General features: G+C 61.7%; 23 protein-coding genes. 2 read left to right on the top strand and 21 right to left on the bottom strand.

Translation table 11 applies throughout. The annotated features are described in order from the left end of the window. Positions 1-9: 9 nt before the first annotated feature. The 21 genes from D9M09_RS00660 to D9M09_RS00560 form a co-directional block, all read right to left on the bottom strand. A complete protein-coding gene (locus tag D9M09_RS00660) occupies positions 10-1,800 on the bottom strand; it encodes an acyl-CoA dehydrogenase C-terminal domain-containing protein (protein ID WP_034753387.1) in 1,791 nt (596 codons plus the stop codon). Positions 1,801-1,877: 77 nt separating this feature from the next. Beyond that, positions 1,878-2,480 carry a TetR/AcrR family transcriptional regulator gene (locus tag D9M09_RS00655; RefSeq protein ID WP_070292367.1) on the bottom strand — a complete coding sequence of 201 codons (603 nt, stop codon included), beginning with the start codon at positions 2,478-2,480 and terminating at the stop codon, positions 1,878-1,880. 258 nt (positions 2,481-2,738) lie between these two features. Beyond that, entirely contained in the window at positions 2,739-3,128 is a 390-nt protein-coding gene (locus tag D9M09_RS00650; RefSeq protein ID WP_070292366.1) for an RNA-binding S4 domain-containing protein, read from the bottom strand. Then, positions 3,125-4,288 carry a cardiolipin synthase ClsB gene (gene clsB / locus D9M09_RS00645; RefSeq protein WP_070221631.1) on the bottom strand — a complete coding sequence of 388 codons (1,164 nt, stop codon included), beginning with the start codon at positions 4,286-4,288 and terminating at the stop codon, positions 3,125-3,127. Before clsB ends, D9M09_RS00650 begins: the two co-directional genes overlap by 4 nt. 9 nt (positions 4,289-4,297) lie before the next feature. Continuing rightward, entirely contained in the window at positions 4,298-5,119 is an 822-nt protein-coding gene (locus D9M09_RS00640; protein ID WP_070221632.1) for an endonuclease/exonuclease/phosphatase family protein, read from the bottom strand. A 97-nt stretch (positions 5,120-5,216) separates the two neighbouring features. Further along, positions 5,217-5,510 carry a hypothetical protein gene (locus D9M09_RS00635; protein ID WP_099409257.1) on the bottom strand — a complete coding sequence of 98 codons (294 nt, stop codon included), beginning with the start codon at positions 5,508-5,510 and terminating at the stop codon, positions 5,217-5,219. 19 nt (positions 5,511-5,529) lie between these two features. Continuing rightward, positions 5,530-5,994 carry a dihydroneopterin triphosphate diphosphatase gene (gene nudB, locus D9M09_RS00630; protein WP_099409258.1) on the bottom strand — a complete coding sequence of 155 codons (465 nt, stop codon included), beginning with the start codon at positions 5,992-5,994 and terminating at the stop codon, positions 5,530-5,532. An 84-nt stretch (positions 5,995-6,078) separates the two neighbouring features. Continuing rightward, the gene (aspS, locus tag D9M09_RS00625; protein WP_121668355.1) at positions 6,079-7,875 is read right to left on the bottom strand and encodes an aspartate--tRNA ligase; all 1,797 of its coding nucleotides are present in this window, start codon (positions 7,873-7,875) and stop codon (positions 6,079-6,081) included. Between the two features lie 69 nt (positions 7,876-7,944). Then, entirely contained in the window at positions 7,945-8,586 is a 642-nt protein-coding gene (locus D9M09_RS00620; RefSeq protein ID WP_070292364.1) for a DUF502 domain-containing protein, read from the bottom strand. Positions 8,587-8,626: 40 nt separating this feature from the next. Further along, positions 8,627-8,935, bottom strand: a complete 309-nt coding sequence (locus D9M09_RS00615; RefSeq protein WP_121668354.1) for an FmdB family zinc ribbon protein — start codon at positions 8,933-8,935, stop codon at positions 8,627-8,629. A gap of 80 nt (positions 8,936-9,015) precedes the next feature. Next, complete coding sequence (locus D9M09_RS00610) at positions 9,016-9,618, bottom strand: methyltransferase (protein ID WP_121668353.1); 603 nt, start codon at positions 9,616-9,618, stop codon at positions 9,016-9,018. A 19-nt stretch (positions 9,619-9,637) separates the two neighbouring features. Continuing rightward, positions 9,638-11,209, bottom strand: coding sequence for a ubiquinone biosynthesis regulatory protein kinase UbiB (ubiB, locus tag D9M09_RS00605; protein ID WP_070221638.1), 1,572 nt, complete (start codon positions 11,207-11,209; stop codon positions 9,638-9,640). Further along, positions 11,206-11,844, bottom strand: a complete 639-nt coding sequence (locus D9M09_RS00600; protein WP_070312527.1) for a ubiquinone biosynthesis accessory factor UbiJ — start codon at positions 11,842-11,844, stop codon at positions 11,206-11,208. The genes ubiB and D9M09_RS00600 overlap by 4 nt, the downstream gene beginning before the upstream one ends. A 152-nt stretch (positions 11,845-11,996) precedes the next feature. Then, on the bottom strand, positions 11,997-12,935 hold the full coding sequence (locus tag D9M09_RS00595; RefSeq protein ID WP_070312526.1) for a Tim44 domain-containing protein: 939 nt from the start codon (positions 12,933-12,935) through the stop codon (positions 11,997-11,999). A 31-nt stretch (positions 12,936-12,966) separates the two neighbouring features. After that, a complete protein-coding gene (gene ubiE, locus D9M09_RS00590; protein ID WP_070312525.1) occupies positions 12,967-13,701 on the bottom strand; it encodes a bifunctional demethylmenaquinone methyltransferase/2-methoxy-6-polyprenyl-1,4-benzoquinol methylase UbiE in 735 nt (244 codons plus the stop codon). A gap of 29 nt (positions 13,702-13,730) precedes the next feature. Beyond that, entirely contained in the window at positions 13,731-14,972 is a 1,242-nt protein-coding gene (locus tag D9M09_RS00585; RefSeq protein ID WP_070312524.1) for an RNA polymerase sigma factor, read from the bottom strand. A 2-nt stretch (positions 14,973-14,974) separates the two neighbouring features. Next, positions 14,975-15,319: a YciI family protein gene (locus tag D9M09_RS00580; RefSeq protein WP_070221642.1), complete on the bottom strand. Its 345-nt coding sequence runs from the start codon at positions 15,317-15,319 to the stop codon at positions 14,975-14,977. 94 nt (positions 15,320-15,413) lie between these two features. Continuing rightward, positions 15,414-15,866 carry a gamma-butyrobetaine hydroxylase-like domain-containing protein gene (locus D9M09_RS00575; RefSeq protein ID WP_070221643.1) on the bottom strand — a complete coding sequence of 151 codons (453 nt, stop codon included), beginning with the start codon at positions 15,864-15,866 and terminating at the stop codon, positions 15,414-15,416. Between the two features lie 9 nt (positions 15,867-15,875). After that, positions 15,876-16,325, bottom strand: a complete 450-nt coding sequence (locus D9M09_RS00570) for an HIT family protein (protein WP_070312523.1) — start codon at positions 16,323-16,325, stop codon at positions 15,876-15,878. Continuing rightward, positions 16,325-20,365: a DUF3683 domain-containing protein gene (locus D9M09_RS00565; protein ID WP_070221644.1), complete on the bottom strand. Its 4,041-nt coding sequence runs from the start codon at positions 20,363-20,365 to the stop codon at positions 16,325-16,327. The genes D9M09_RS00570 and D9M09_RS00565 overlap by 1 nt, the downstream gene beginning before the upstream one ends. 256 nt (positions 20,366-20,621) lie before the next feature. Next, positions 20,622-21,113 (bottom strand): YqaA family protein, encoded by a 492-nt coding sequence (locus D9M09_RS00560; RefSeq protein ID WP_070221645.1) that lies wholly within the window; start codon positions 21,111-21,113, stop codon positions 20,622-20,624. A gap of 201 nt (positions 21,114-21,314) precedes the next feature. Between D9M09_RS00560 and ilvA the strand changes: the two genes are divergently transcribed. After that, positions 21,315-22,850: a threonine ammonia-lyase, biosynthetic gene (ilvA, locus tag D9M09_RS00555; protein ID WP_034753344.1), complete on the top strand. Its 1,536-nt coding sequence runs from the start codon at positions 21,315-21,317 to the stop codon at positions 22,848-22,850. Between the two features lie 95 nt (positions 22,851-22,945). Then, complete coding sequence (queF, locus tag D9M09_RS00550; RefSeq protein WP_121668351.1) at positions 22,946-23,788, top strand: NADPH-dependent 7-cyano-7-deazaguanine reductase QueF; 843 nt, start codon at positions 22,946-22,948, stop codon at positions 23,786-23,788. The last annotated feature ends 18 nt before the right edge of the window (positions 23,789-23,806 follow it).

Raw genomic sequence — 23,806 nt, 5'->3', positions numbered from 1 at the left:
CCTCAAGTCTTAGAACAGGTCTGCGTCGAGTGCCATCAGGTTGGCCGAACCGGAACGCGCCTGACGGATCAGGGTTGCCGTTTCAGGCTGCAAGCGGGCGAAGTAGAAACGTGCGGTAGCCAGTTTGGCGGTGTAGAACTTGTCGCCGCTGGACTCTTTTTCGAGGGCGATCTTGGCCATCTGCGCGAACAGGTAGCTGTAGATCATGTGGCCGACGACGCGCAGGTAAGGCACGCAGGCCGCGCCCACTTCGTCAGGATTCTGGAAGGCCTTCATGCCGATTTCCATGGTCAGCTTGGTGACTTTGTCGCCCAGGTCGCCCAGTGGGGTGACGAATTCGCTCATCGCTTCATCGGTGCCGTTGTCTTCGACGAAGGCCTTGATCTTTTCGCCGAACTTGCGCAGCTTGGCGCCGTTGTCGCCCAGGATCTTGCGGCCCAGCAGGTCCAGCGACTGGATCGTGTTCGTGCCTTCATAGATCATGTTGATGCGCGCGTCGCGCACATACTGCTCCATGCCCCATTCCGAGATGTAGCCATGGCCGCCGAACACTTGCATCGCGTCCGAAGTGGCGATCCAGGCGTTGTCGGTGATGAAGGCTTTGATGACAGGCGTCAGCAGCGCCACTTCGTCGGCCGCTTCCTTGCGCACGTCGGCGTCCGGGTGGTGCAGTTCGCGGTCGATCTGCAGCGCCACGTACGAAGTGAAGGCGCGCGCGCCTTCGGCGTAGGCTTTGCCCGTCAACAGCATGCGGCGCACGTCAGGGTGCACGATGATGCGGTCGGCCGGCAGTTCCGGGTTCTTGATGCCGGACAGCGAACGCATTTGCGTGCGGTCCTTGGCGTAGATCAGCGCGTTCTGGTAGGCGATTTCCGTCAGGCCCAGCGACTGCATGCCCACGCCCAGGCGGGCCGCGTTCATGAAGACGAACATGGCGTTCAGGCCCTTGTTCGGCTGGCCGATGATCCAGCCTTTCGCGCCGTCCAGGTTCATCTGGCAGGTCGAGTTGCCGTGGATGCCCATTTTTTCTTCGATGGCGCCGCAGGTGATCGGGTTGCGCTCGCCGACCGTACCGTCCGCGTTCGGCAGGAATTTCGGCACCAGGAACAGCGAGATGCCTTTCGAGCCTTCCGGCGCGTCCGGCACGCGGGCCAGCACCAGGTGCAGGATGTTTTCCGCCATGTCGTGCTCGCCGGCGGAGATGAAGATCTTGTTGCCGGTGATGGTCCAGGAACCGTCCGCCTCAGGCAGCGCCTTCGAGCGCAGCAGGCCCAGGTCGGTGCCGCAGTGCGGTTCGGTCAGGCACATGGTGCCCGTCCATTCGCCCGACACCAGCTTCGGCAGGTAGACTTCCTTCTGGTGGTCGGTGCCGTGTTCCTTCAGGCACTCGTAGGCGCCGTGCGACAGGCCGGGGTACATGGACCAGGCCTGGTTCGACGAGTTCAGCATTTCATAGAACGAATTGTTCAGCACGACAGGCAAGCCCTGGCCGCCGTATTCCGGATCGCAAGCCAGCGCCGCCCAGCCGCCTTCGACGTACTGTTTATACGCTTCTTTAAAGCCTTTAGGCGTGGTCACGCTTTTCGTGACGGGGTCGTGGTGGCAGCCTTCGCGGTCGCCGGAGTGGTTCAGCGGGAACAATACTTCGGAGGTGAATTTGCCGCCCTCTTCCAGCACCTGGTTGATGATGTCGGCGTCGACGTCGGCGTACGACGGCATTTGCTTCAGTTCTTCTTCCACTTGCAGGAACTCATGCAGGACGAATTGCATATCCCGGATTGGCGCGACGTATTGACCCATAATTTTCTCCTGAAGGCGATTAGCTAAAGTGTTGTACTTGTAGTGCGTGTGCGTTGTTGCGGATACTGCCTGACGGCTTATTTACTTGTGGCGCAATTCTGGTACGACGCCAGCAGGCGGATAAAGCCCGCTTGCGCCCGTTCGATGCTGCCCGGCACGCGCAGGAAGCGCGCGTCGTGATGCAGGGCCAGGATCAGGCCATACATCTCGTACACCAGCTGCTGGGCGTCCGTGTCCGCTTTCAGGTCGCCCGTGGCGATCGATTGCTCGACACAGCGCAGCAGCGCGCCCTGCCAGGCCCGCACCATGGCCACCAGGGCCTCGCGGATGGGACCGGGACGGTCGTCATACTCGACGGCGCCACTGATATAGATGCAGCCGGAAGCGATTTCCACGCTGACCCGCTTGACCCAGCGCGCAAACATCGATTGCAGGCGCTGGATGCCGCGTGGTTCTTTCATGCTGGGGAAAAAGACTTCTTGCTCGAAACGATAGTGATAAAGCTTCAGCACTTCCATCTGCAAGTCCTCGCGCGAGCCGAAGTGGGCAAACACGCCCGACTTGCTCATGTTCATTTTGTCCGCAAGCAGCCCAATCGTCAGGCCTTCCAGGCCGTCGCGGCTGGACAGGTCCAGCGCCACGTCGAGGATGGCTGCACGGGTCAGCTCGCCCTTGCGCATGAATTTGACTGAAGTATTCAAGATGTCCGTTCTAAAAGTGATGTTGCCGATTTGGCGGACTGAAGCGAGGGTAAAAAAAAAGCACGCTTCGAAAAAATCCGAACGCTCGTACTATTATCCACTACCACGTAAAAGTCAAACGGGAACTTTAGAGCCGGCGTTCTATTGGTGCAGCGCAGCATTTTCTGACTGCGTGTTTATATCGGTTTCAGGCGGCAAAAGCGCCGTGCGCCCTTGCCTTGTAGTAACAATCGCGCCTCAGTCGAGGCCGCCAGCCTTGCTCAATTGCCGGCGGTCGCGCTTGGTCGGCCGCCCCTTGATGGTGGTGCCCGGCTCGCGGAACAGCTTGCGCTCCTCGGCCAGCTGCTCGCGGCGGGCGATGCTGGCCGGCGTTTCTTCATACAGCAGGCGCGCCACGGGTGCCGCGCCGCGCTTGTCGGACAGGCCCAGCACGGCCACTTCCCACGTCTCCGCGCCATTGTCGATGGCCAGCTCGTCGCCCACGCGCAGGCTGCGCGCCGGCTTCACGCGCTCGCCGCCCACTTTGACCTTGCCCGTGTCGACGGCTTCGCTGGCCAGCGAGCGCGTCTTGAAGAAGCGCGCCGCCCACAGCCATTTGTCCAGCCTGACCGTTGTCATCTCGTTCATGCGTACTTGCCTACTGAAAAAATGCGCATCACCAGCCGGTACACGAGGAAGGCGGCTTCGTAACCGATGCGCCGGAAACGGCCGATGTGCTTGAAATCATCCTGGTGGATCACGATACCGTCGGCCACGCCCTGCTCGATGTGCTGGCGCAGGCTTTGCGCGAAGGCCACGTCCTTGATGACCACGTTCGCTTCCTGGTTCAAAAACAGGCTCAGCGCATCAATATTGCTCGAACCCACCGTCGCCCAGTCGTCGTCGACGACGGCCACCTTGGCGTGCAGCTGCGTCTTGCGGTATTCGACGATTTTCACGCCGGCAGCCAGCAGTTTCGGGTAAAACGAGTGCGCCACAGCATCTTGCATGCGGAATTCGCCCACGCCGATCAGCAGTACCACGTCGACGCCCCGCTGGGCCGCCTGGGCCAGGGCGTGGCGCAGCTTGTGACCGGGCGCGAAATACGGGTTGGCCAGCATCACGCTTTTCCTCGCCTGGCCCAGCGCCTGCAGGTAGGCGCGCTGGATGGTGCGGCGGTTGCGCAGGTTGTCGCGCACGACAAAGCCGGCCACGACGGGGTTTTTCGCCAGCTCCTTGCTGACGACGCGCATCTTGCGGTACAGCTTGATACGCCGCACCAGGTTCATCTTGCCCAGACGCGCCCACTGCGCCTGCACCTCTTCATGGATAGCGTCCACCAGCGGACCCTTCACCTGCACGGCGAAATCCCAGCGCGGCGCTTCCAGGCTGATGCTGTGATCGTAGTCGCAAAACATGTCGTCGTTGATATTGATGCCGCCCACCAGGGCGATCTCGCCATCGGCGACGCAGATCTTGCGGTGCGTGCGCGTGATGCCGCGCCGGAACCAGGGATTGAAGATGCGGTGGTGCACGCCGGCCGCTTCCAGCTGCGCATGCATGGCCTTGACGCGGCGGTTGCCCGTGCCGAACCAGTCCGTGATCATGCACACCAGCACGCCGCGCGCGGCCGCCCGTTTCAGGGCGTCGAGCACCAGGGTGCCCGTGGCGTCATCGGCAAAGATATAGGTTTCGAAATAGACTTCCGAGCGTGCGCCGTCAATGGCCGCTATGAGCGCGGGAAAGTAATCGGTGCCGCAATACAGCAGCTTGATGTCGTTGTGGGCGATGAAATTGACTGTGCGCATGCCGGCAGTCTACGCGAGTTTCAAAGCAGCAACTATCGGCGCGTGGTCCGACAGTTTGGCCCACAGAGTGCCATGCATCACTTGTGCACCTTCCACGTGGAAACCGCGCACATAGATGCGGTCCAGGCGGAACCACGGCAAGGCGGCGGGAAAGGTGCGTGCCGGTACGGGGACGGGTGTTTTCGTCTGGCGCCGCGCCAGGGTGCGCACGAGGTCACCCAGGGCCGAGTTCGATGCACGCTGGTCAAACACTTCCACCACGCCCAGCGCATTGCGCAGCTTGTCGCTGAGCGTGTTGCGCCAGTCGTTGAAGTCGCCCGCGATGATGACGGGTTCGCCGTTGGGCGCCGATTCCATCACGGCATCGATCAGCGCCTGCGTCTGCCGTCCCCGCCCCGATTCGAACAGGCCCAGGTGGACCACGTAGCAGTGCACGTCGGCCTGCGGCGTCTTGAGCACGCAATGCAGGATGCCGCGCTGCTCGTAGGCATGGTCGGACACGTCATGGTTGGTTTGCGAGGCGATGGGAAATTTGCTGAGCAAGGCGTTGCCATGGTGGCCATGGTCGTACACGGCATTCATGCCGTAGGCGGAATGGTGCTCGGCGCCGGCAAAGAATTCATGCTGCGACGCTTCCGGCCAATGCTTGTGGCCATTTTTCTCGGCGCCAAAGCGGGCCGCATTGCGGTCGTGCTTGCCTTGCACCTCTTGCAGGAACACGACATCGGCATGGAACAGGGCGATCGCCTGCTTCAATGCGTGGACTCTGGGCAAGCCCCGCACGGAAGAGACGCCCTTGTGGATATTATAAGTTGCTACGCGGATTTTCATGCATGGATTCTACTCCCAGACGGGCCCCGCGCGGCGCCAGCGTAGGTGCGCGTGCGCACCTAATGCCTCGATTGGCTCGCCTTCGGCCTCGCCTGGCTCAGGCAAACATGCGCGCCAGGCCGCTGGCGACACTGACGCCGGCCGCCGCGATGCCGGCGGACCACACCACCTTGACCAGCAACGGTGCGCCGCGCCAGGCCACCGTGCGCTTGCCCTTGCTAAACATACCGGGATGCAACAGCAGTCCCACCACCATCAGCGGCAAGCCGACGGGCGGCGTGCGTTCGGGCGGCGTGTACAGGCTGGCCGCCACAATCACGACCAGGCACAGCGCCAGGCAGAATGTGCCGGCCAGTTTTTGTTGCAAGGAGAGATTAAACCAGTTCAACATGCAAGGCTTTCGAATGAGATCAACGATGGCGCGCCAGGCCCGTCATGGCCGGCAATTGCAGAATCGCTTCCGCGTTGGACGACGAGAAACAGCGGTCGGCCGCCGCCAGATAAGGCAGCCACGCGTATTGCAGGTGTTCGCGGGGGCTCAGGGTGATGGCGATGTCGCGCGGCACTTGCACGCTGAACACGTGTTCCGTGTTGCGCGTCACGCCGGGCGCATAGCGGTGGCGCCAGATCGGATAGATCTCGTACACATTCGACAAGTTCCAGTCGCGCAGCACGATATCGCATCCATCGGCAACGATGCCGGTCTCCTCGCACAGTTCGCGCGCGGCCGTCTGCAGCAGCGGTTCGTCGACGGCATCGACGGAACCCGTCACCGATTGCCAGAAGCCGGGCTGGCCCGCGCGTTCGATCAGCAAGACCTCAAGGTCAGCCGTATGAATGACGACCAGCACGGAAACAGGAATTTTATGAGTCATATCAACAATGAAAAAGGCGCCACGACAGCGCCTTTTTTTGCATAGTGGATCAAACAGCGGCCGCCGGGGCAGCCGCATGCTTCATTACACTACTTTAGGCTCGGCGCTGCGCAAACGGATGTGCAGTTCACGCAATTGCTTCTCGTCCACTTCCGACGGCGCATGGGTCAGCAAGTCTTGCGCGCGCTGGGTTTTCGGGAAGGCGATCACGTCGCGGATCGATTCGGAACCCGTCATCATGGTCACGATACGGTCCAGGCCGAATGCCAGGCCGCCATGCGGTGGCGCGCCGTATTGCAGGGCGTCGAGCAGGAAGCCGAACTTCAGCTGCGCTTCTTCCGCATCGATCTTCAACGCGCGGAACACCTTCGACTGCACTTCTTCGCGGTGGATACGGATCGAACCGCCGCCCAGTTCCCAGCCGTTCAAGACCATGTCGTAGGCTTTGGCGATGCAGGCGCCCGGATCGCTTTCCAGCATGTCTTCATGGCCGTCTTTCGGCGCCGTGAATGGATGGTGGGTCGCCGTCCAGCGGTCCGCTTCTTCGTCGTGTTCGAACATCGGGAAGTCGACCACCCACAATGGCTTCCACACGTCGTCGAACAGGCCGGCTTTCTTGCCGAACTCGCTGTGACCGATTTTCACGCGCAGCGCGCCGATGGCGTCGTTGACGACTTTCGCCTTGTCGGCGCCGAAGAAGATCAGGTCGCCGTCTTGCGCGCCCGTCTGCTCAAGGATCGTGGCCAGCACGTCGGCAGGCAGGAACTTGACGATCGGCGACTGCAGACCTTCAGGACCCTTGGCTTTCTCGTTGACCTTGATGTAAGCGAGGCCCTTGGCGCCGTAGATGGCGACGAATTGCGTGTAGGCATCGATTTCCGAACGGGGCATGCTGCCGCCTTGCGGTACGCGCAGGGCCACCACGCGGCCGCCTTTCATGTTGGCGGCGCCGTTGAAGACCTTGAACTCGACCGACTTCATGACTTCGGTCAAGTCCGTGAAGGCCAGCTTGACGCGCATGTCCGGCTTGTCGGAACCGTACAGACCCATCGCTTCGGCGAAATCCATCACCGGGAACGGGTTCGGCAGGTCGATGTTCAGGGTGTTCTTGAAGACGACGCGTATCATGTCTTCGAACAGGTCGCGGATTTCCTGTTCCGTCAGGAACGAGGTTTCGCAATCGATCTGCGTGAATTCAGGCTGGCGGTCGGCGCGCAAGTCTTCGTCGCGGAAGCACTTGGTGATCTGGTAGTAACGGTCGAAGTTGGCGACCATCAACAGTTGCTTGAACAACTGTGGCGATTGCGGCAAGGCGAAGAAGCTGCCCGCGTTCACGCGCGACGGCACCAGGTAATCGCGCGCACCTTCTGGCGTGGACTTGGTCAGCATCGGCGTTTCGATGTCGATGAAGCCCAGCGCGTCGAGGTACTTGCGCACTTCCATCGTCACCTTGTAGCGCAGGCGCAGGTTGTTTTGCATTTGCGGGCGGCGCAGGTCCAGCACGCGGTGCGTCAGACGCGTCGTTTCCGACAGGTTGTCGTCGTCCAGCTGGAACGGCACGGGCACGGACGGGTTCAGCACTTCCAGCTCCGAGCAGACCACTTCGATCTTGCCCGACTTCAGGTTGTTGTTGATCGTGCCTTCGATACGGTTGGTCACGACGCCCGTCACGCGCAGGCAGAATTCGTTGCGCACGGCTTCGGCGACCTTGAACATCTCCGCTTGTTCCGGGTTGCAGACGATTTGCACCAGGCCTTCACGGTCGCGCAAGTCGATGAAAATCAGGCTGCCGTGGTCGCGGCGGCGATGTACCCAGCCGCACAGGCTGACGGTTTGTCCCAGCATGGCTTCGGTAACGAGGCCGCAGTATTCAGTACGCATAGACATAAAATTCTCAGTTCAGGTTAGTGAGTGTTCAATCCGGCCACGTCCCGCATGGGACGCCTGCCTTTATTCTTTGGCTGCCGGGGCCGGTACAGCAACAACTTCCGCAGGCGCCACCACGCCCATCGAGACGATATATTTGAGCGCCGCATCGACGCTCATGTCGAGTTCGACGACATCGCTGCGCTTCATCATCAGGAAAAAGCCTGAGGTCGGGTTCGGCGTCGTCGGCACGTACACGCTGACATAGTCGCCCACCAGGTGGTTCGCCGCATCGCCGCCCGGCACGCCCGTCAGGAAAGCGATTGTCCAGGAGTTCTGGTGCGGATACGGCACCAGCACGGCCTTGCGGAAGGCATTGCCCGACGGGGAAAACAGGGTATCGGACACTTGCTTGACGCTCGAATACAGGGAATTGACGATGGGTATGCGTTGCAGCAATTTTTCCCACAGTTTCACCACGTAATTGCCGACCAGGTTATTCGTCAGCAAGCCCGTGAAGAACACGATCAGCACCGTCAATACCGTGCCCAGGCCGGGAATGGTGCTCAGCGCGGGAATCTTGTGGCCGAACCAGACGCTGGGCTGCGTACTGCCGGGCACCAGCAACAGCGACTGGTCCATCGTGCTGATGACCAGATTCAGCACCCAGGCCGTAATGGCCAGGGGCACCAAAATCAGTAATCCGGTAATAAAGTATTTACGCATCAGTTTCTCGGTAATGGATCGTATCGGCGCGGCGCGCTTTTCAGTCCGCTTTCGGCGCGGTGGCAGCAGGAGCGGGCGCAGGCGCAGCGGCAGGCGCGCTCTCGGCGGCCGGGGCAGGCTTGGCGTTATCGGCCGGGCCCGTCGGAATGGCCGTGGTGGGCGCCATACCTCCGCGGAAATCGGTCGCGTACCAGCCAGTGCCCTTCAATTGGAAACCGGCGGCCGTCAATTGTTTCTTGAAACTGGGCTTGCCGCACGACAGGCACACCGTCAGTACTGGATCGGAGATCTTTTGCAAGACATCCTTGGCAAAACCACACTCGTCACAACGGTAAGCGTAAATCGGCATCTCTACTCCGAGAAAAAACTTCAAAAACCCTGAATTATAAAGCTTTTCCTTTGTCGCCAGCGGAAAATGCCCCGCCCGCTTCAGTCCGCCCGGCGGCGCCAGCTCATCCAGCGCTCCTTGCCGGCGAAGACGGCGATGGAATCGTCGACGGCCTCATCGGCCAGGCAGTCGAAATGCGGCACCAGCAATTCCTGCAGTTTCTCCCGCGAAATGCCGAACGGCGGCCCCTTGGCGTTGTCGTCAAAGAAAAAGTAACCGGCCAGCATGGCGCCCGGCGCCAGCAGCTGCGCCCAGCGGGCCGCCACTTGCGGCCACATGGCGCGCGGCATGGCGCACAAAAACGCCCGTTCATAGATCAGGTCCAGCGGTGCCTCGGGCTGCCAGGCAAAGAAATCCGCTTCCACCACCTGCCCTGCCCGCGTGCCCAGCTGGGCACGCGCGGCGGCCACGGCAGCCGGCGCAAAGTCGATGGCCGTGGCATCCCAGCCGTGATCGAGCATGAAGACCAGTTCATAGGCGGAGCCGCAGCCGGGTATCAGGCAGCGCAGCGCCGCCGGACTGCCGGCCACGAAGCTGCGCAGGCGGGACGGCACGCCGCCCTGGTCCCAGGGAGTGAATTGCTTTTCGAAACGCTCGTCCCAGAAGGCAGGCGAGAGCGGGTCGCGGTTGTGGAAGTCAGCCATCACTTACGTCCTGATCCAGTTAAAACGGCAGTTGATGCCAGCGCATGAACACTTGCAAACCCAGCGCGCCGAGGGCGAAGGCGCCGACAAAGTACACGATAAAACTCAGCAAGCGGTTCGTCTGGCGTTGCTCCGCCAGCAAGGTTTTCATCAGTTCCACGTCGTTTTCACGCGGTTCGCCATGCACGGTCAAGGCCTGATGCAGCAAGCGCGGCAGTTGCGGGAAAATGTGCGCATAACGGGGCGCCTCGGCGCGCAGGCGCTCCATGAAGCCTTGCGGCCCCACCTGGTTGCTCATCCATTTTTCCAGGTAGGGCTTGGCCGTTTGCCACAGGTCCAGTTCCGGATCGAGCTGGCGGCCCAGGCCTTCGATATTGAGCAGGGTCTTTTGCAGCAGCACCAGTTGCGGCTGCACTTCCACGTTGAAGCGGCGCGAGGTCTGGAACAGCCGCAGCAATACTTGCCCAAAAGAAATATCCTTCAGCGGGCGGTCGAAGATCGGCTCGCAGCAGGCGCGCACGGCCGCTTCCAGCTCGTCGACGCGCGTGTCCTTCGGCGCCCAGCCCGATTCGATGTGCGCCTCGGCCACGCGCTTGTAGTCGCGGCGGAAGAAGGCGAGGAAGTTTTGCGACAGATAATCCTTGTCGTAGTCATTCAAGGTACCCACGATGCCGAAGTCGAGCGCGATGTAGCGGCCGAACGAGTCGGGCGCGATCGACACGAGAATATTGCCTGGGTGCATGTCAGCATGGAAAAAGCCGTCGCGGAACACTTGCGTGAAGAAAATTTCCACGCCATCGCTGGACAGTTTGCGCAAGTCCACGCCGGCCGCCACCAGGCGCTCGGTCTGCGACACGGGGATGCCGTACATGCGTTCCATGACGATGACGCTGCTGGAACAATAATCCCAGTGCATTTCGGGCACCAGCAGCAAGTCCGAATTGGCGAAGTTGCGGCGCAGCTGGCTGGCGTTGGCCGCCTCGCGCATCAGGTCCAGCTCGTCGTGCAGGTATTTGTCGAACTCGCCCACCACCTCTTTCGGCTTCAGGCGCTTGCTGTCGGCCCACAGGCGGCTGGTCCAGTCGGCGGCGATGTGCATCAGGGCCACATCTTCGTCGATCAGCTTTTTCATGCCTGGACGCAAGACCTTCACGGCCACTTCGCGGCCGTCTTTCAAGGTGGCAAAGTGCACCTGGGCAATAGATGCGGACGCCACCGGCTCGCGCTCGAAGCGGGCAAACAGTTGATCGGGGTGCGCACCGAGCGACTTGGTGATCTGCGCGATGGCCAGGTCGGAATCGAAGGGCGGCACGCGGTCTTGCAGGCGCGCCAGTTCTTCGGCGATATCGGGCGGCATCAGGTCGCGCCGGGTCGACAGCACCTGGCCGAATTTGACGAAAATCGGACCCAGCTCTTCCAGCGCCAGGCGCAGGCGCAAGCCCCGTGGCGACGACAGGTCGCGCCAGAAAATCAGGGTGTCGATCAATTTGGCGGTGCGGGGAACTTGCAGACCAGAAATCGCTATCTCATCCAGACCGTACTTGATGGAAACACGGATGATTTTAAACAGGCGCAGGAATTTCAATATCATGTAGACAAATCCGGTGAGGAGGACTGCGGCTGGACGGCGGCGGCCGCCTTTTCCAGCCGGGCAAGGCGCTTAGCCAGGCGTTCGACGTCATCGCGCACGCGCGTCACGCCAGCGGAATACTCTTGCAGGGTGGAAGGACGGATCAGCATCGGCTGTTCGTCGAGAAAATATTCGGCCACGTTTTCCGCCAGCTTTTGCTGGCCCGTGCGCACAAAGGCGGCGGCATCTTTCGCACCGGAAACAAGGCGCGTGGCCAGCATGGGACCGACGACCTTTTCCAGGTCGTGCTCGGCTTCCCAGCGCAAACCCTTGCTCAATTGCGAAATCGCATTGGCAAACTCGGCATCGCCTTCGATCTTGACGTAGGAAAACGCCCGCTCGCGGTTTTGCAGGATCAGCGGCACATCGGACAATTTCACGCGGATGGTCACATTGGCAACTACGTCCGCCGGTGCCGTTTCCAGCATGCCGGCGCTGTCGACGCGCAGGCGCAAGGCCACGGCGCCCGTGTCGATGCAGGCAAGCTTGCCGGCGTGCACCGCCAGCTGCTGGCGCGCCCACGGCTCCTGCGCCAGCAAATGGTTGATAGTCGCGATGACGGGCGTCATCAGGGAGAGATCGGAAAGTGGTGCCATCGTGTGCCTGCGCGCCAAACGCGCCCCTAAAAATGAAAAACCGCCCGTACAACAACGCGGGCGGTTTCGATCTTACCAGTTCAGCAGGAAATATCTGTCAAGCATCATGCATTCCGCATGGACTTAAGCCATTATTCAGCAAGTTTTGACAATTAATTCAATTGCTGGATGCCTGCCAGGACCCAGCCGCTGTTGCCGCTGACGGGTTTCGACATATTCCACACTTCCGCAAACGGTTCCGCTGCCGCGCCCGGCGCCGAACGGATCAGGCCCGTAAATTTCACGCTGGCCAGGTAATCGTTGACGCTCGTCTCGATACCGAGCAGTTCGGCATCGATGGTGACGACATCCGTAAAGTCCGGCTGCGCGCCCCGTTCCTGGATTTGCATGCGCAGTTCCGCATACACTTCCGGCGACGTGAATTCGCGGATATCGTTGACGTCGGCCTTGTCCCAGGCCGCTTGCAAGCGAATGAAATTGCTTTTCGCGTGGCGCAGGAAGGCTTCCTTGTCGAAGTCGCCTGGTACGCCCCATGGCGCGGCAGCCGGTGCCGGCTTGTCCAGGCCGACGCCGGACGAGACGGGCTGCAGCGGCGGCAGCGGCGGGATGTGCGAACCGATGTCGGGCACATTGCCGGCCGGTGCCGGCTGGTTGCCGAAACCGGCGAACGGCGCATTGCCGGCGTTAGTGTCGCGTTTGCCGCGCACCATGCGGTAGATGAAGAAGGCCACGCCGGCCAGCAAAGCCACCATCAGCAGGGTGCTGATCATGCTGGCCAGGGCGCCGCCCAGGCCAAAATGCGACAGCAAGGCGCCCAGACCCAGGCCCAGCAAGGCGCCGCCCAGCAAGCCCTTCCAGCGGCTCGGTGCCTTGGCGGCAGGCGCCGGTGCGGGAGCTGGCGCAGGCTGCGCCTGGCGCGGCGCGGCGGCCGGCGCCGGGGTGGGCGCAGGTGCGGGCGCCTGGCGGCCCACGTTTTGCGACTGGCGGCCAAACGAACGGCCACCGCCCATGGGACGGGCCAGCGCCTCGCCCAGCATGGATACCGTGGCCGCGGCCAGCATCATGCCGACCATAAATTTCTTCAATTTCATTCCATCTCCTAAAATCACCAACGTTGATGCATTACATCTTGATACCGGTGTGCAAAGCGGCAATGCCTGCCGTCAAATTGTAGTACTGCACGCGCTCCAGGCCCGCCGTTTCCATCATGGTCTTCAAGGTTTCCTGGTCCGGGTGCATGCGGATCGATTCGGCCAGATAGCGATAGCTTTCCGCGTCACCGGCGATTTTCTGGCCGAACCACGGCAAGACCGAGAACGAATACATGTCGTACGGTTTTTGCAGCGGCGCCGCCACCTTGGAAAATTCCAGCACCAGCAGCTTGCCGCCCGGTTTCAGCACGCGGCGCATTTCCGCCAGCGCCACGTCCTTGTGCGTCATGTTGCGCAGGCCGAAGGCGACGCTGACGCGGTCGAAATAATTATCGGGGAATGGCAGTTTTTCCGCGTCACACAACAAGGTGGGGGTGAGCAAGCCGCGATTCAAGAGGCGATCGCGGCCCACGCGCAACATCGATTCATTGATATCGGTCAACCAGACTTCGCCCGTAGGACCCGCCTGCTTGGCAAACGCCTTCGACAGGTCGCCCGTGCCGCCGGCGATGTCGAGCACCTTGAAACCGGGGCGCACGCCCGCGTTGGCGATGGTAAACGTCTTCCACAGACGGTGCAGCCCGCCCGACATCAAGTCGTTCATCACGTCGTATTTGGCAGCGACGGAATGGAACACCTTGGCGACTTCGCGCACTTTGTCGTCTTCTGCAACTGTTTTGTATCCGAAATGGGTCGTATTGGTCATGGTAGGCAGTCTGTTTGAACTTGGGAGCATTATACAAGCGGCAGGCGCATTTCCCCGTGACGCCGGAGAAGGTATTGCCTTTCCACTGCATTCTCAGCCAGCATGGCCGCCCGCGCATACGCGGCCAGCGCCCCCGGCCGGTCGCCCTGGCGGCGCAGCAAGTCGGCCCGGGCCGCGTACAGATAATGCGAGTTGACAAGGCTGGGCACGGTTTCCAGCCGCGCCAGCCAGGCCAGCCCGTGTGCGGCGCCGTGCGCCATGGCGCAGGCGATCACGGCGTTGAGCAAGATCATGGGTTCCGGCTTGTGCCGCAGCAAGGCGCCATACAGGGCGCTGATCTGGCGCCAGTCCGTCCCGCTGGCCGTGGGCGCTTGCGCGTGCAAGGCGGCAATGGCGGCCTGCAGCTGATACGGCCCTGGCGCGCGCGCCGGCAAGGCCAGCGCCAGCACGGCCAATCCCTCGGCAATCAGGGCGTCATCCCACAGGCGCCGGTCCTGCTCTTCCAGGGTCAGCAGTTCACCGCCTGGCGAGAGGCGGGCGGGGCCGCGCGACGCCTGCAGCAGCATCAGGGCCAATAACCCCTGCACTTCCGGCTGGCCGGGCTGCAGGCTGTCAAGCAGGCGCCCCAGGCGCAGCGCTTCCGCGCACAGGTCTGCGCGCAGCAACGTGTCGCCGCCGCTGGCGCAATAGCCTTCGCTGAACACCAGGTAAATCACGTGCAGTACTTGCGCCAGCCGCGGCTGCAGCTCTTGTTCCGGCGGCAACTCGAAAGGGATACGGGCTTCGGCGATCTTGCGTTTGGCGCGCAACAAGCGCTGCGACAGGGCCGCTTCCTCCACGCCGAAGGCGCGTGCGATCTCGGCCGTGGACAGGCCACACAGGGTGCGCAAAGCCAGCGCCACCTGCGCCTCGGGCGCCAGCGCGGGATGGCAGCAGATGAACAGCAGGCGCAGGCGGTCGTCTTCGATAGGCTGCGCGTCAACAGTCTCGACCGCAGGCAGGCACGACAGCACGGCCTCGGCGTCGCTGACGCTCTTGCCCGCCCGGCGTACGTGGTCGAGAGCCGCGTTGCGCGCCACGGCACTGAGCCAGGCGGCGGGATTGCCGGGGATGCCTGTGCGCGGCCACAGCTCCAGCGCCTTGCGGCACGCTTCCTGCAGCACATCTTCCGCCAGGCCCAGGTCGCCGAAACGCCGCATCAGGCCGGCCAGCACCCTGCCCTTTTCCTGGCGAAAGACGTATTCGACGGCCGTAACGGCGTCGCCGGCCATGGTTATGCCGTGACGGGCCGCACTTCGATCGTGCCCAGGGAAGCCGCCGGACAACGCCCGGCCCAGGCCAGCGCTTCGTCCAGGTGGGCGCAGTCGAGCAGATAGTAGCCGCCCAGCTGCTCCTTGGTTTCCGCGAACGGCCCATCCGTGATGACAGGCTTGCCATTGCGCACGCGCACGCTGGTGGCGCTGCCCACCGGCGCCAGCTCGGCCCCGCCGCGCAGCACGCCGGCCGCTTCCAGCGCCTGCGTGTAGCTGGCAAAGTCGGCCATCAGGCTGGCCATCTGCCCTTCCGGCATGGATGCATAACGGGATTCATCGGCGTAGATCAGGATCATGTATTCCATAGTCTCTTCTCCAAAGAAAAATGCCCGCAAGCGCGGGCATTCATACGACGAATGGGGCGGCGGCAATCCGACAAGATTACCGCATTATTTTTAATTAATGCTTATGGCCGCAGCTGGGTCCATGCACGTGGCCGCCGGAAGATTGCTTGACGGTCATGTCGGCCTTGGCGTCGCGGCCGCTGTCGCCGGGGTAGCCGGCTGCCGCCAGCTGGTCAAGGTAGGCTTGCCACAGTTTGTCCTTTTCCGCGCCCAGCTTGTACAGATAAGCCCAGGTGTACAGGCCGGAATTGTGGCCGTCGCTGAAGGTAGGCTGCACGGCGTAGTTGCCGACGGGCTCGATGCCCGTGATGCCGACCAGGCGCTTACCTAATTGCAAGGTTTCCTGGCCCTTGCCATGGCCCTGCACTTCGGCCGAGGGCGAGTACACGCGCAGGTATTCGAACGGCAGCGCAAATGTGCTGCCGTCGTCGAAAGCCACGTCGAGCACGCGCGACTGGTTGTGCACGGTCAAGCCGGTCGGTTGGGGTGTTGCTGTTTTTTCAGTCATGACGATACTTTATGCGGATAAACGTTGAATGATGGCCTCGCGCAAGGCCGGCAACAGGGCGCGGCGCGCGGCCAGTACTTCGGGCGCCGTCTCGCGCTGCACCACGGCCCAGCTGGGGTGCGGGAAATGCGCGTCGTCACGGTAGCGGGGAATCACGTGCCAGTGCACGTGCGGCGTCATGTTGCCGAAACTGGCCACATTGACCTTTTCCGGCGCCATCACTTCGCGCACGGCCAGCTCGACTTGCCACACGACTTCCATCACATAATTGCGCTCGCCGGGCGTCAAATCCGTCATTTCCTTCACGTGCTTGTTCCAGATCACGCGGCAAAAGCCGGGGTAGCTTGGGTCGTCGACGGCCACCACGGACAGGCGCTCGCTGCGCCACAGCAAGGCCTCACAGCCCTGCTTCTTGGCAAAATCATCGAGCAACTGACACAGATCGCAAGGCGTGGACATTACACGAGCACCCGTTCGATGCCGCCGTCATTGGCGCGTTTCACGTAATCCGGCATCCAGTTCTCTCCCAGCAAGTGTTTGGCGATCTCGACGACGATGTAGTCGGCCGTCGTGCCCGAATCGTCATTGTAGCGCGACAAGCCTTGCAGGCACGACGGGCAGCTGGTGAGGATTTTGACGTCGCCGGTGAACCCATCGCCGCGCAGCTTGTCGGCGCCCTTGACCATCTCTTCTTCCTTGCGGAAACGCACTTGCGTGGAAATATCAGGGCGCGTGACGGCCAGCGAGCCCGATTCGCCGCAGCAACGGTCATTCTTCTCGATCTTCACGTTATCCACCGTGCTGATCAGGGAGTTGATCGTCTTGCCCGATTCCTGCAGCTTCATCGGATTGTGGCATGGCTCATGGTACATATAGCGCGTGCCGTTCACGCCTTCCAGCTTGACGTTTTTCTCCAGCAAATACTCATGGATATCCATGATGCGGCAGCCAGGGAAAATCTTCTCGAACTGATACGTTGCCAGCTGGTCGTAGCAAGTGCCGCAGGACACCAGCACCGTCTTGATGTCCAGGTAATTGAGCGTGTTGGCCATGCGGTGGAACAGGACGCGGTTGTCCGTCATCATCTTCTCGGCCTTGTCGAACTCGCCCGCACCCCGCTGCGGATAACCGCAGCACAGGTAGCCAGGCGGCAAGACCGTCTGCACACCTACTTCCCACAGCATCGCCTGCGTGGCCAGGCCCACTTGCGAGAACAAACGTTCCGAACCGCAACCAGGGAAGTAGAACACGGCTTCCGTATCGGCCGTCGTCGTCTTCGGATTACGGATGATCGGGATGACCTTGTCGTCTTCGATGTCGAGCAGCGCGCGCGCCGACTTCTTCGGCAGGTTGCCCGGCATCTTCTTGTTGATGAAGTGGATCACCTGCGCCTTGACGGGCGGCTTCCCCGTCGATGGCGGCGGCGCCTTGGTTTGCTTCTTGGCAAATTTCTTCAACAGATCGTGGCCCAGGCGCTGCGCCTTGTAACCCCAGCCGATCATAACCTTGCGCGTGGCGTTGATGGTCACGGGATCGGTGGCGTTGAGGAACATCATCGTCGCCTTGGTGCCCGGATTAAAGCTCTTCTTGTCCATCTTGCGCAGCAAATTGCGCATGTTCATCGACACATCGCCGAAGTCGATGTTCACGGGGCAAGGCGTCACGCATTTATGGCAGACCGTGCAGTGGTCGGCCACGTCTTCGAACTCTTCCCAATGCTTGATGGAAATGCCGCGGCGCGTCTGCTCTTCGTACAGGAAGGCTTCGATCAGGGACGAGGTGGCCAAAATCTTGTCGCGCGGCGAGTACAGCAAGTTGGCGCGCGGCACGTGGGTCGAGCACACGGGTTTGCACTTGCCGCAACGCAAGCAGTCCTTGACGCTGTCGGCGATAGCGCCGATATCGCTTTGCTGCATGATCAGCGATTCGTGTCCCATCAGGCCGAACGATGGCGTGTAGGCATTGCGCAAGTCGGCGCCCATGCCCGGCAGGTTCAGCAGCTTGCCCTTGTTGAAACGGCCTTCGGGATCGATGCGCTGCTTGTAGCTGCGGAAGTCGCCGATCTCTTCTTCCGTCAAAAATTCCAGCTTGGTGATGCCGATACCGTGCTCGCCGGAAATGACGCCATTGAGCGAGCGGGCCAGGATCATGATGCGGCCCACAGCTTCATGGGCGTCCTGCAGCATTTCGTAATTGTCCGAGTTGACGGGCAAGTTCGTGTGCACGTTGCCGTCGCCCGCATGCATGTGCAGCGCGACAAACACGCGGCTACGCAAAATGCGCGCGTGAATGGCAGTGGCCTCGTCGAGGATCAGTTTGAAAGCGGCGCCGTTGAAGATCTGGCGCAGCTGGGCGCGGATTTCCTGCTTCCACGTGATGCGCACCGTGCGGTCCTGCACCACGTCGAACAGGGTGGCGTTCGGCTGCGTTTGCAGGCGTGCATCGAACACGGGCAACAGGCGCTCCATACCCAGTTCGGCCAGTTCGCCCTTCACGTCGACCAGCGGACGGTCGAGCTGGGCCAGCAGATAGGTCCAGCGCGCCGTCACTTGCGCCAGCAACTGCTGCGCCTGCTCGGCGCGGTCGCCCAGCATTTCAGCGTCGTCGACGCGGTCGTCCGATGCATCGTCGCTCTTGCCGATTGGCAAGTTACCCTTGGCAAAGAATTCGCTGAGGGCGTCGGCCAGTTGCAGCTTGTTCTTGATCGACAGCTCGATATTGATGCGTTCGATACCATCCGTGTATTCGCCCATGCGGTTCAGGGGAATGACGACGTCTTCATTGATTTTAAAAGCGTTCGTGTGCTTGGCGATCGCCGCCGTGCGGGCACGGTCGAGCCAGAATTTCTTGCGCGCTTCGGGGCTGACGGCCACAAAACCTTCACCCACGCGGGTGTTGGCGATGCGCACCACTTCCGACGCCGCTTGCGCGACGGCGTTTTCATCGTCGCCGACGATGTCGCCAAACAGGGCCATCTTCGGCAGCACGCCCCGCTTCGACTTGGTGGCGTAGCCGACGGCGCGCAGGTAGCGCTCGTCCAGGTGCTCGAGGCCCGCCAGGCGGATGCTCGTGTATTGCTCGCCTTTCGCCGGCAAGCCGTCCAGGTAATCCTTGATTTCCACGATCGACGGAATCGCGTCGCGCGCCTGGCCGAAGAATTCCAGGCAGACGGTGCGGGCGAACTTCGGCATCTTGTGCAGAATCCAGCGCGCCGACGTGATCAGGCCGTCGCAGCCTTCTTTCTGAATGCCCGGCAAGCCGGCGAGGAATTTGTCCGTCACGTCCTTGCCCAGGCCTTCCTTGCGGAATTTACGGCCAGGAATTTCCAGGATTTCCGTCTTGAACGGCGCGTTCGGTTTCGTCGCGTCGCGCGTGCTCGGGTGACGCCATTCCAGCTGGAAGCGTGCCAGTGCGATATCGTGGATCTTGCCCAGGTTATGGTCGAGGCGCGTGACGTCGAGCCAGTCGCCGTTCGGGTCAACCATGCGCCACGAGGCCAGGTTGTCGAGCGCCGTGCCCCACAGCACGGCTTTCTTGCCGCCCGCATTCATGGCGACGTTGCCGCCGATGCAAGAGGCGTGGGCCGAGGTGGGGTCGACGGCAAACACGAAACCGGCCTTCTCCGCCGCTTCCGAGACCTTGTTCGTGATCACGCCCGCGCCCGAATTGATCGTCGCGTATTCGTGCGTCAAGCCCGGCAAGACCGTCATTTCCACGGCACCCAGGGTGATCAGTTTTTCCGTGTTGATGACGGCCGACATCGGCGTCAATGGAATCGCGCCGCCCGTGTAGCCGGTGCCGCCGCCGCGCGGGATGATGGTCAGCCCCAGTTCGATACAGCCCTTGACCAGGCCAGCCATTTCCTCTTCCGTGTCGGGCGTGAGCACGACGAACGGGTATTCCACGCGCCAGTCGGTGGCATCCGTCACGTGCGACACGCGCGTCATGCCGTCGAAGCGCACATTGTGTTTTTCCGTGTAGCGGCCCAGCACCTTGACCGTGCGCTTGCGCAAGTCGTAGGTCTTGCGGAATTCATCGCCAAAGTCGGCCACGGCCTTGCTGGCGGCCTTGAGCAGCAGTTCGACGTTATGGCTGCGCGCCTGCGCCACTTCCGGCGTCTCGCCGCTGGCGGCCACGTCGCCGCCGGCCGCATCGATGGACAGGCGGCGCTTGTCGACTTCGGCCAGGCGGTGATGCAAGGCATCGATCAAGCCCTGGCGGCGCTTCGGATTGTCGAGCAAGTCATCCTGCAGATAGGGGTTGCGGCGCACGACCCAGATATCGCCCAGCACCTCGTACAGCATGCGGGCCGAACGGCCCGTCTGGCGGGCGCCGCGCAGCTCGTCGAGCAGGCGCCAGGAGTCCTCCCCCAACAGGCGTATGACGATCTCGCGATCGGAAAACGACGTGTAGTTATACGGGATTTCGCGCAGGCGGCTTGCTGCGGGACCATTCGGCGTTTCTGCCAGTAAAGCTTGGATTTGTGCGGGAGCGTTCATGGAGTGTGGTGACGATGTGGACTGGACCCTAAAGACCCATTTTATCTTATTGCGCCGCACCATGCGGGAACAGCCTTAGGCAGCCTAAGGTTTAAGCACCGCATCCGCCACCATAGCAAATATGGAAAAGCCCTCCATTGCCGAATAAAAAACCAGATTCCACGAATTTTCAACGAAAAAATACCAAAAATCAGACCCTGCTGCGAACTATCGAACTGCACGAAATGGGGCAAACTGGCGTTGCAGGCCGTCCCATTCAAGCCAGCATCTGGCCGATCCGGTGCCAAACACCATCGGGGACGTAGAGCAGCAAGCCTGTCATGGTCAGGTAGCGTGCGCACTTGCCGATGGCCATATAGGCCACGCTGGGCCAGAACGGCAACTTGAGCCAGCCCGCCAGGGTACACAGGGGATCGCCCACGAGGGGCAGCCAGGCCAGCAGCATGGTCTTGGCGCCATAGCGGGCCAGCCAGCGGAACCAGCGCGTATCGCGCTCCTTGGCGAACGCCTGCTTGGCCCGGTAGCCCATCCAGTAGTCGACGATGCCGCCCAGGGTATTGCCCAGGGTGGCGACGCCGATGGCGGCCCAGAACAGCGCGGGATTGGCCTTGATGACGGCAAACACGGCCGGCTCCGAGCCGAGCGGCAAGAGGGTAGCGGAAATAAAGCTGATCAGAAAGACCGATGTCAGCCCGACTTCCGGTGCTGCGATCAGCTGCAGCAGCCAGGCGATTGCGGATTCGATCATGGAACACTTCGCGATGCGGTAAGGCTCTCCATTATAATGAAGAGCAGCCTGGGCGCCGCACACATCGCGCCGGCTGGCAAAGGCAGACCCGCCCGCAGTTCCACAGAGCATTATTGTCGCCAGGCTATCCGCCGCCGCGCCGCCGCTATCGACAGACACGCTCCAGACCCTTTCTGGCCCAGAATCACTTGCTTGCAGACTATGAACATCGACTACCTCAAGAAAATCCTGACCGCCCGCGTCTATGACGTCGCCACCGAAACGCCGCTGGAACTGGCCCCAGCCCTGTCGCAGCGCCTGAACAACCAGATTTACTTCAAGCGCGAAGACATGCAAAGCGTGTTCAGCTTCAAGATTCGCGGCGCCTACAACAAGATGTCCAAGCTCAGCGAAGCGGAACGCAAGCGCGGCGTGATCTGCGCCTCGGCCGGCAACCATGCCCAGGGCGTGGCCCTGTCGGCCGCCCGCATGGGTTGCCGTGCCGTCATCGTCATGCCCACTACCACGCCGCTGGTGAAGGTCGAGGCGGTCAAGGGGCGCGGCGGCGTGAACGTGGAAGTGGTGCTGCACGGCGAGTCGTACACGGATGCCTACAACCATGCGCTGACTCTGGAAAAGGAACAGAAGCTGACCTTCGTGCACCCGTTCGACGACCCGGACGTGATCGCCGGCCAGGGCACGATCGGCATGGAAATCCTGCGCCAGCACGCCGGCCCCATCCACGCCATCTTCGCCCCCATCGGCGGCGGCGGCCTGATCGCCGGCATTGCTGCCTACGTAAAACAGATTCGCCCCGACATCAAGATCATCGGCGTGCAAAGCGTCGATTCGAATGCCATGGCCCGCTCGCTGAAGGCGGGCGAACGCGTGACCCTGAACGACGTGGGCCTGTTTGCCGACGGCACGGCCGTGCGCCTGGCCGGCGAGGAAACCTTCCGCCTGGTGCAGGCGTATGTCGATGAAATCATCACCGTCGACACGGACGCCATCTGCGCCGCCATCAAGGATGTGTTTACGGATACGCGCAGCATTCTGGAGCCGTCCGGCGCCTTGGCCATCGCGGGCGCCAAGGCCTACGTGGAACGGGCCAGCCTGACCAAGCACCCCGTCAACAATGAAACCCTGGTCACCATCGCCAGCGGCGCGAACATGAATTTCGACCGTTTGCGCTTCGTGGCGGAACGGGCCGAGTTGGGCGAATTCCGCGAAGCCGTGTTTGCCGTTACCATGCGCGAACAGCGGGGCAGCTTCAAGCGCTTCTGTTCGCTCATCGGCGCGCGCAACGTGACGGAATTTAACTACCGCATCAGCGATGAAAAAGCCGCGCACGTGTTCGTCGGCATTCAAATTGCCGACAGGCATGAATCCAGCGTGCTGGCGAAGACCTTCGAGGAACACGAATTCAAGACCCTGGACCTGACCCACGACGAACTGGCCAAGTCGCATATCCGCCACCTGGTGGGCGGCAAGAGCCGGCTGGCGCAGGACGAGCTGCTGTACCGCTTCGAATTCCCCGAACGCCCGGGCGCGCTGATGCGCTTTCTCGACAGCATGGCGCCGAACTGGAATATTTCCCTGTGCCATTACCGCAGCCAGGGCGGCGACGTGGGCCGCATCCTGATCGGCCTGCAAGTACCGCCCGATGAAATGGGAGAATTCGCCCGCTTCCTCGATACCCTCGGTTACCGTTATTGGGATGAGAGCAGCAATCCCGTCTACAAGCTGTTTTTAGGTTAGTTCTAACCCAGGCGAACAAGCTGGGGTCAGACCCGACGGGTCTGACCCCGAAATAGGCTACCATGCGTGCTTGACTGAATTCACGCCACACGACCATGACCACCACCAACGACCTCGCCGAACAATCCCCGCTGGGCAAAAGCTCCGCCTACCACACCGATTACGCGCCGGAATTGCTGTTTCCGATTCCGCGCCAGGGCAAGCGCGACGAGCTGGAACTGCACGGTACATTACCGTTTTTCGGCCTCGATATCTGGAACGCCTACGAACTGTCGTGGCTGAACCAGCGCGGCAAGCCGCAGGTGGCCATTGCCAAGGTCAGCGCGCCGGCCGATTCGCCCAACATCATCGAATCGAAATCGTTCAAGCTCTACCTGAACTCGTTCAACCAGACCAAGCTGGACAGCCCGCAAGCCCTGCTGGCATTGCTCCAGCAGGATTTGTCGAATGGTTTCGGCGCGCCCGTGCAAGTGGAACTGACTTTGCAGGAAGATTTCGGCAAGCTCAAAATGGGCGAGTTCGACGGCGTGCTGCTCGACCGTCTGGACCTGGAAATCACGCAATACACGCCCTCGCCGCTGCTGTTGAAGGCGGCGCTCGATGAGGCGCCCGTGGAAGAAAAACTGGTGTCACATTTGCTCAAATCAAATTGCCTGGTGACGGGCCAGCCCGACTGGGGCAGCGTGCAGATCGTGTATGCGGGGCCGCAGATCGACCAGGAAAGCCTGTTGCGCTACCTGATCGGTTTCCGCGAACACAATGAATTCCACGAGCAATGCGTGGAACGCATCTTTGTCGATATCTTGCGTCAGTGCAAGCCCCAAAAACTGTCCGTGTATGCGCGCTATACGCGCCGCGGCGGCCTCGACATCAATCCCTGGCGCAGCAACTTCAGCACGGGAGCGATGCCGGGCAATCTGCGCAACGCGCGCCAGTAACGCTAGGCAACACCGCGC

Source organism: Janthinobacterium agaricidamnosum (genome assembly GCF_003667705.1).
Lineage (GTDB): Bacteria > Pseudomonadota > Gammaproteobacteria > Burkholderiales > Burkholderiaceae_D > Janthinobacterium.
Note: the sequence above shows the minus strand (reverse complement) of the source record. Positions and strands in the feature narration are given on the sequence as shown.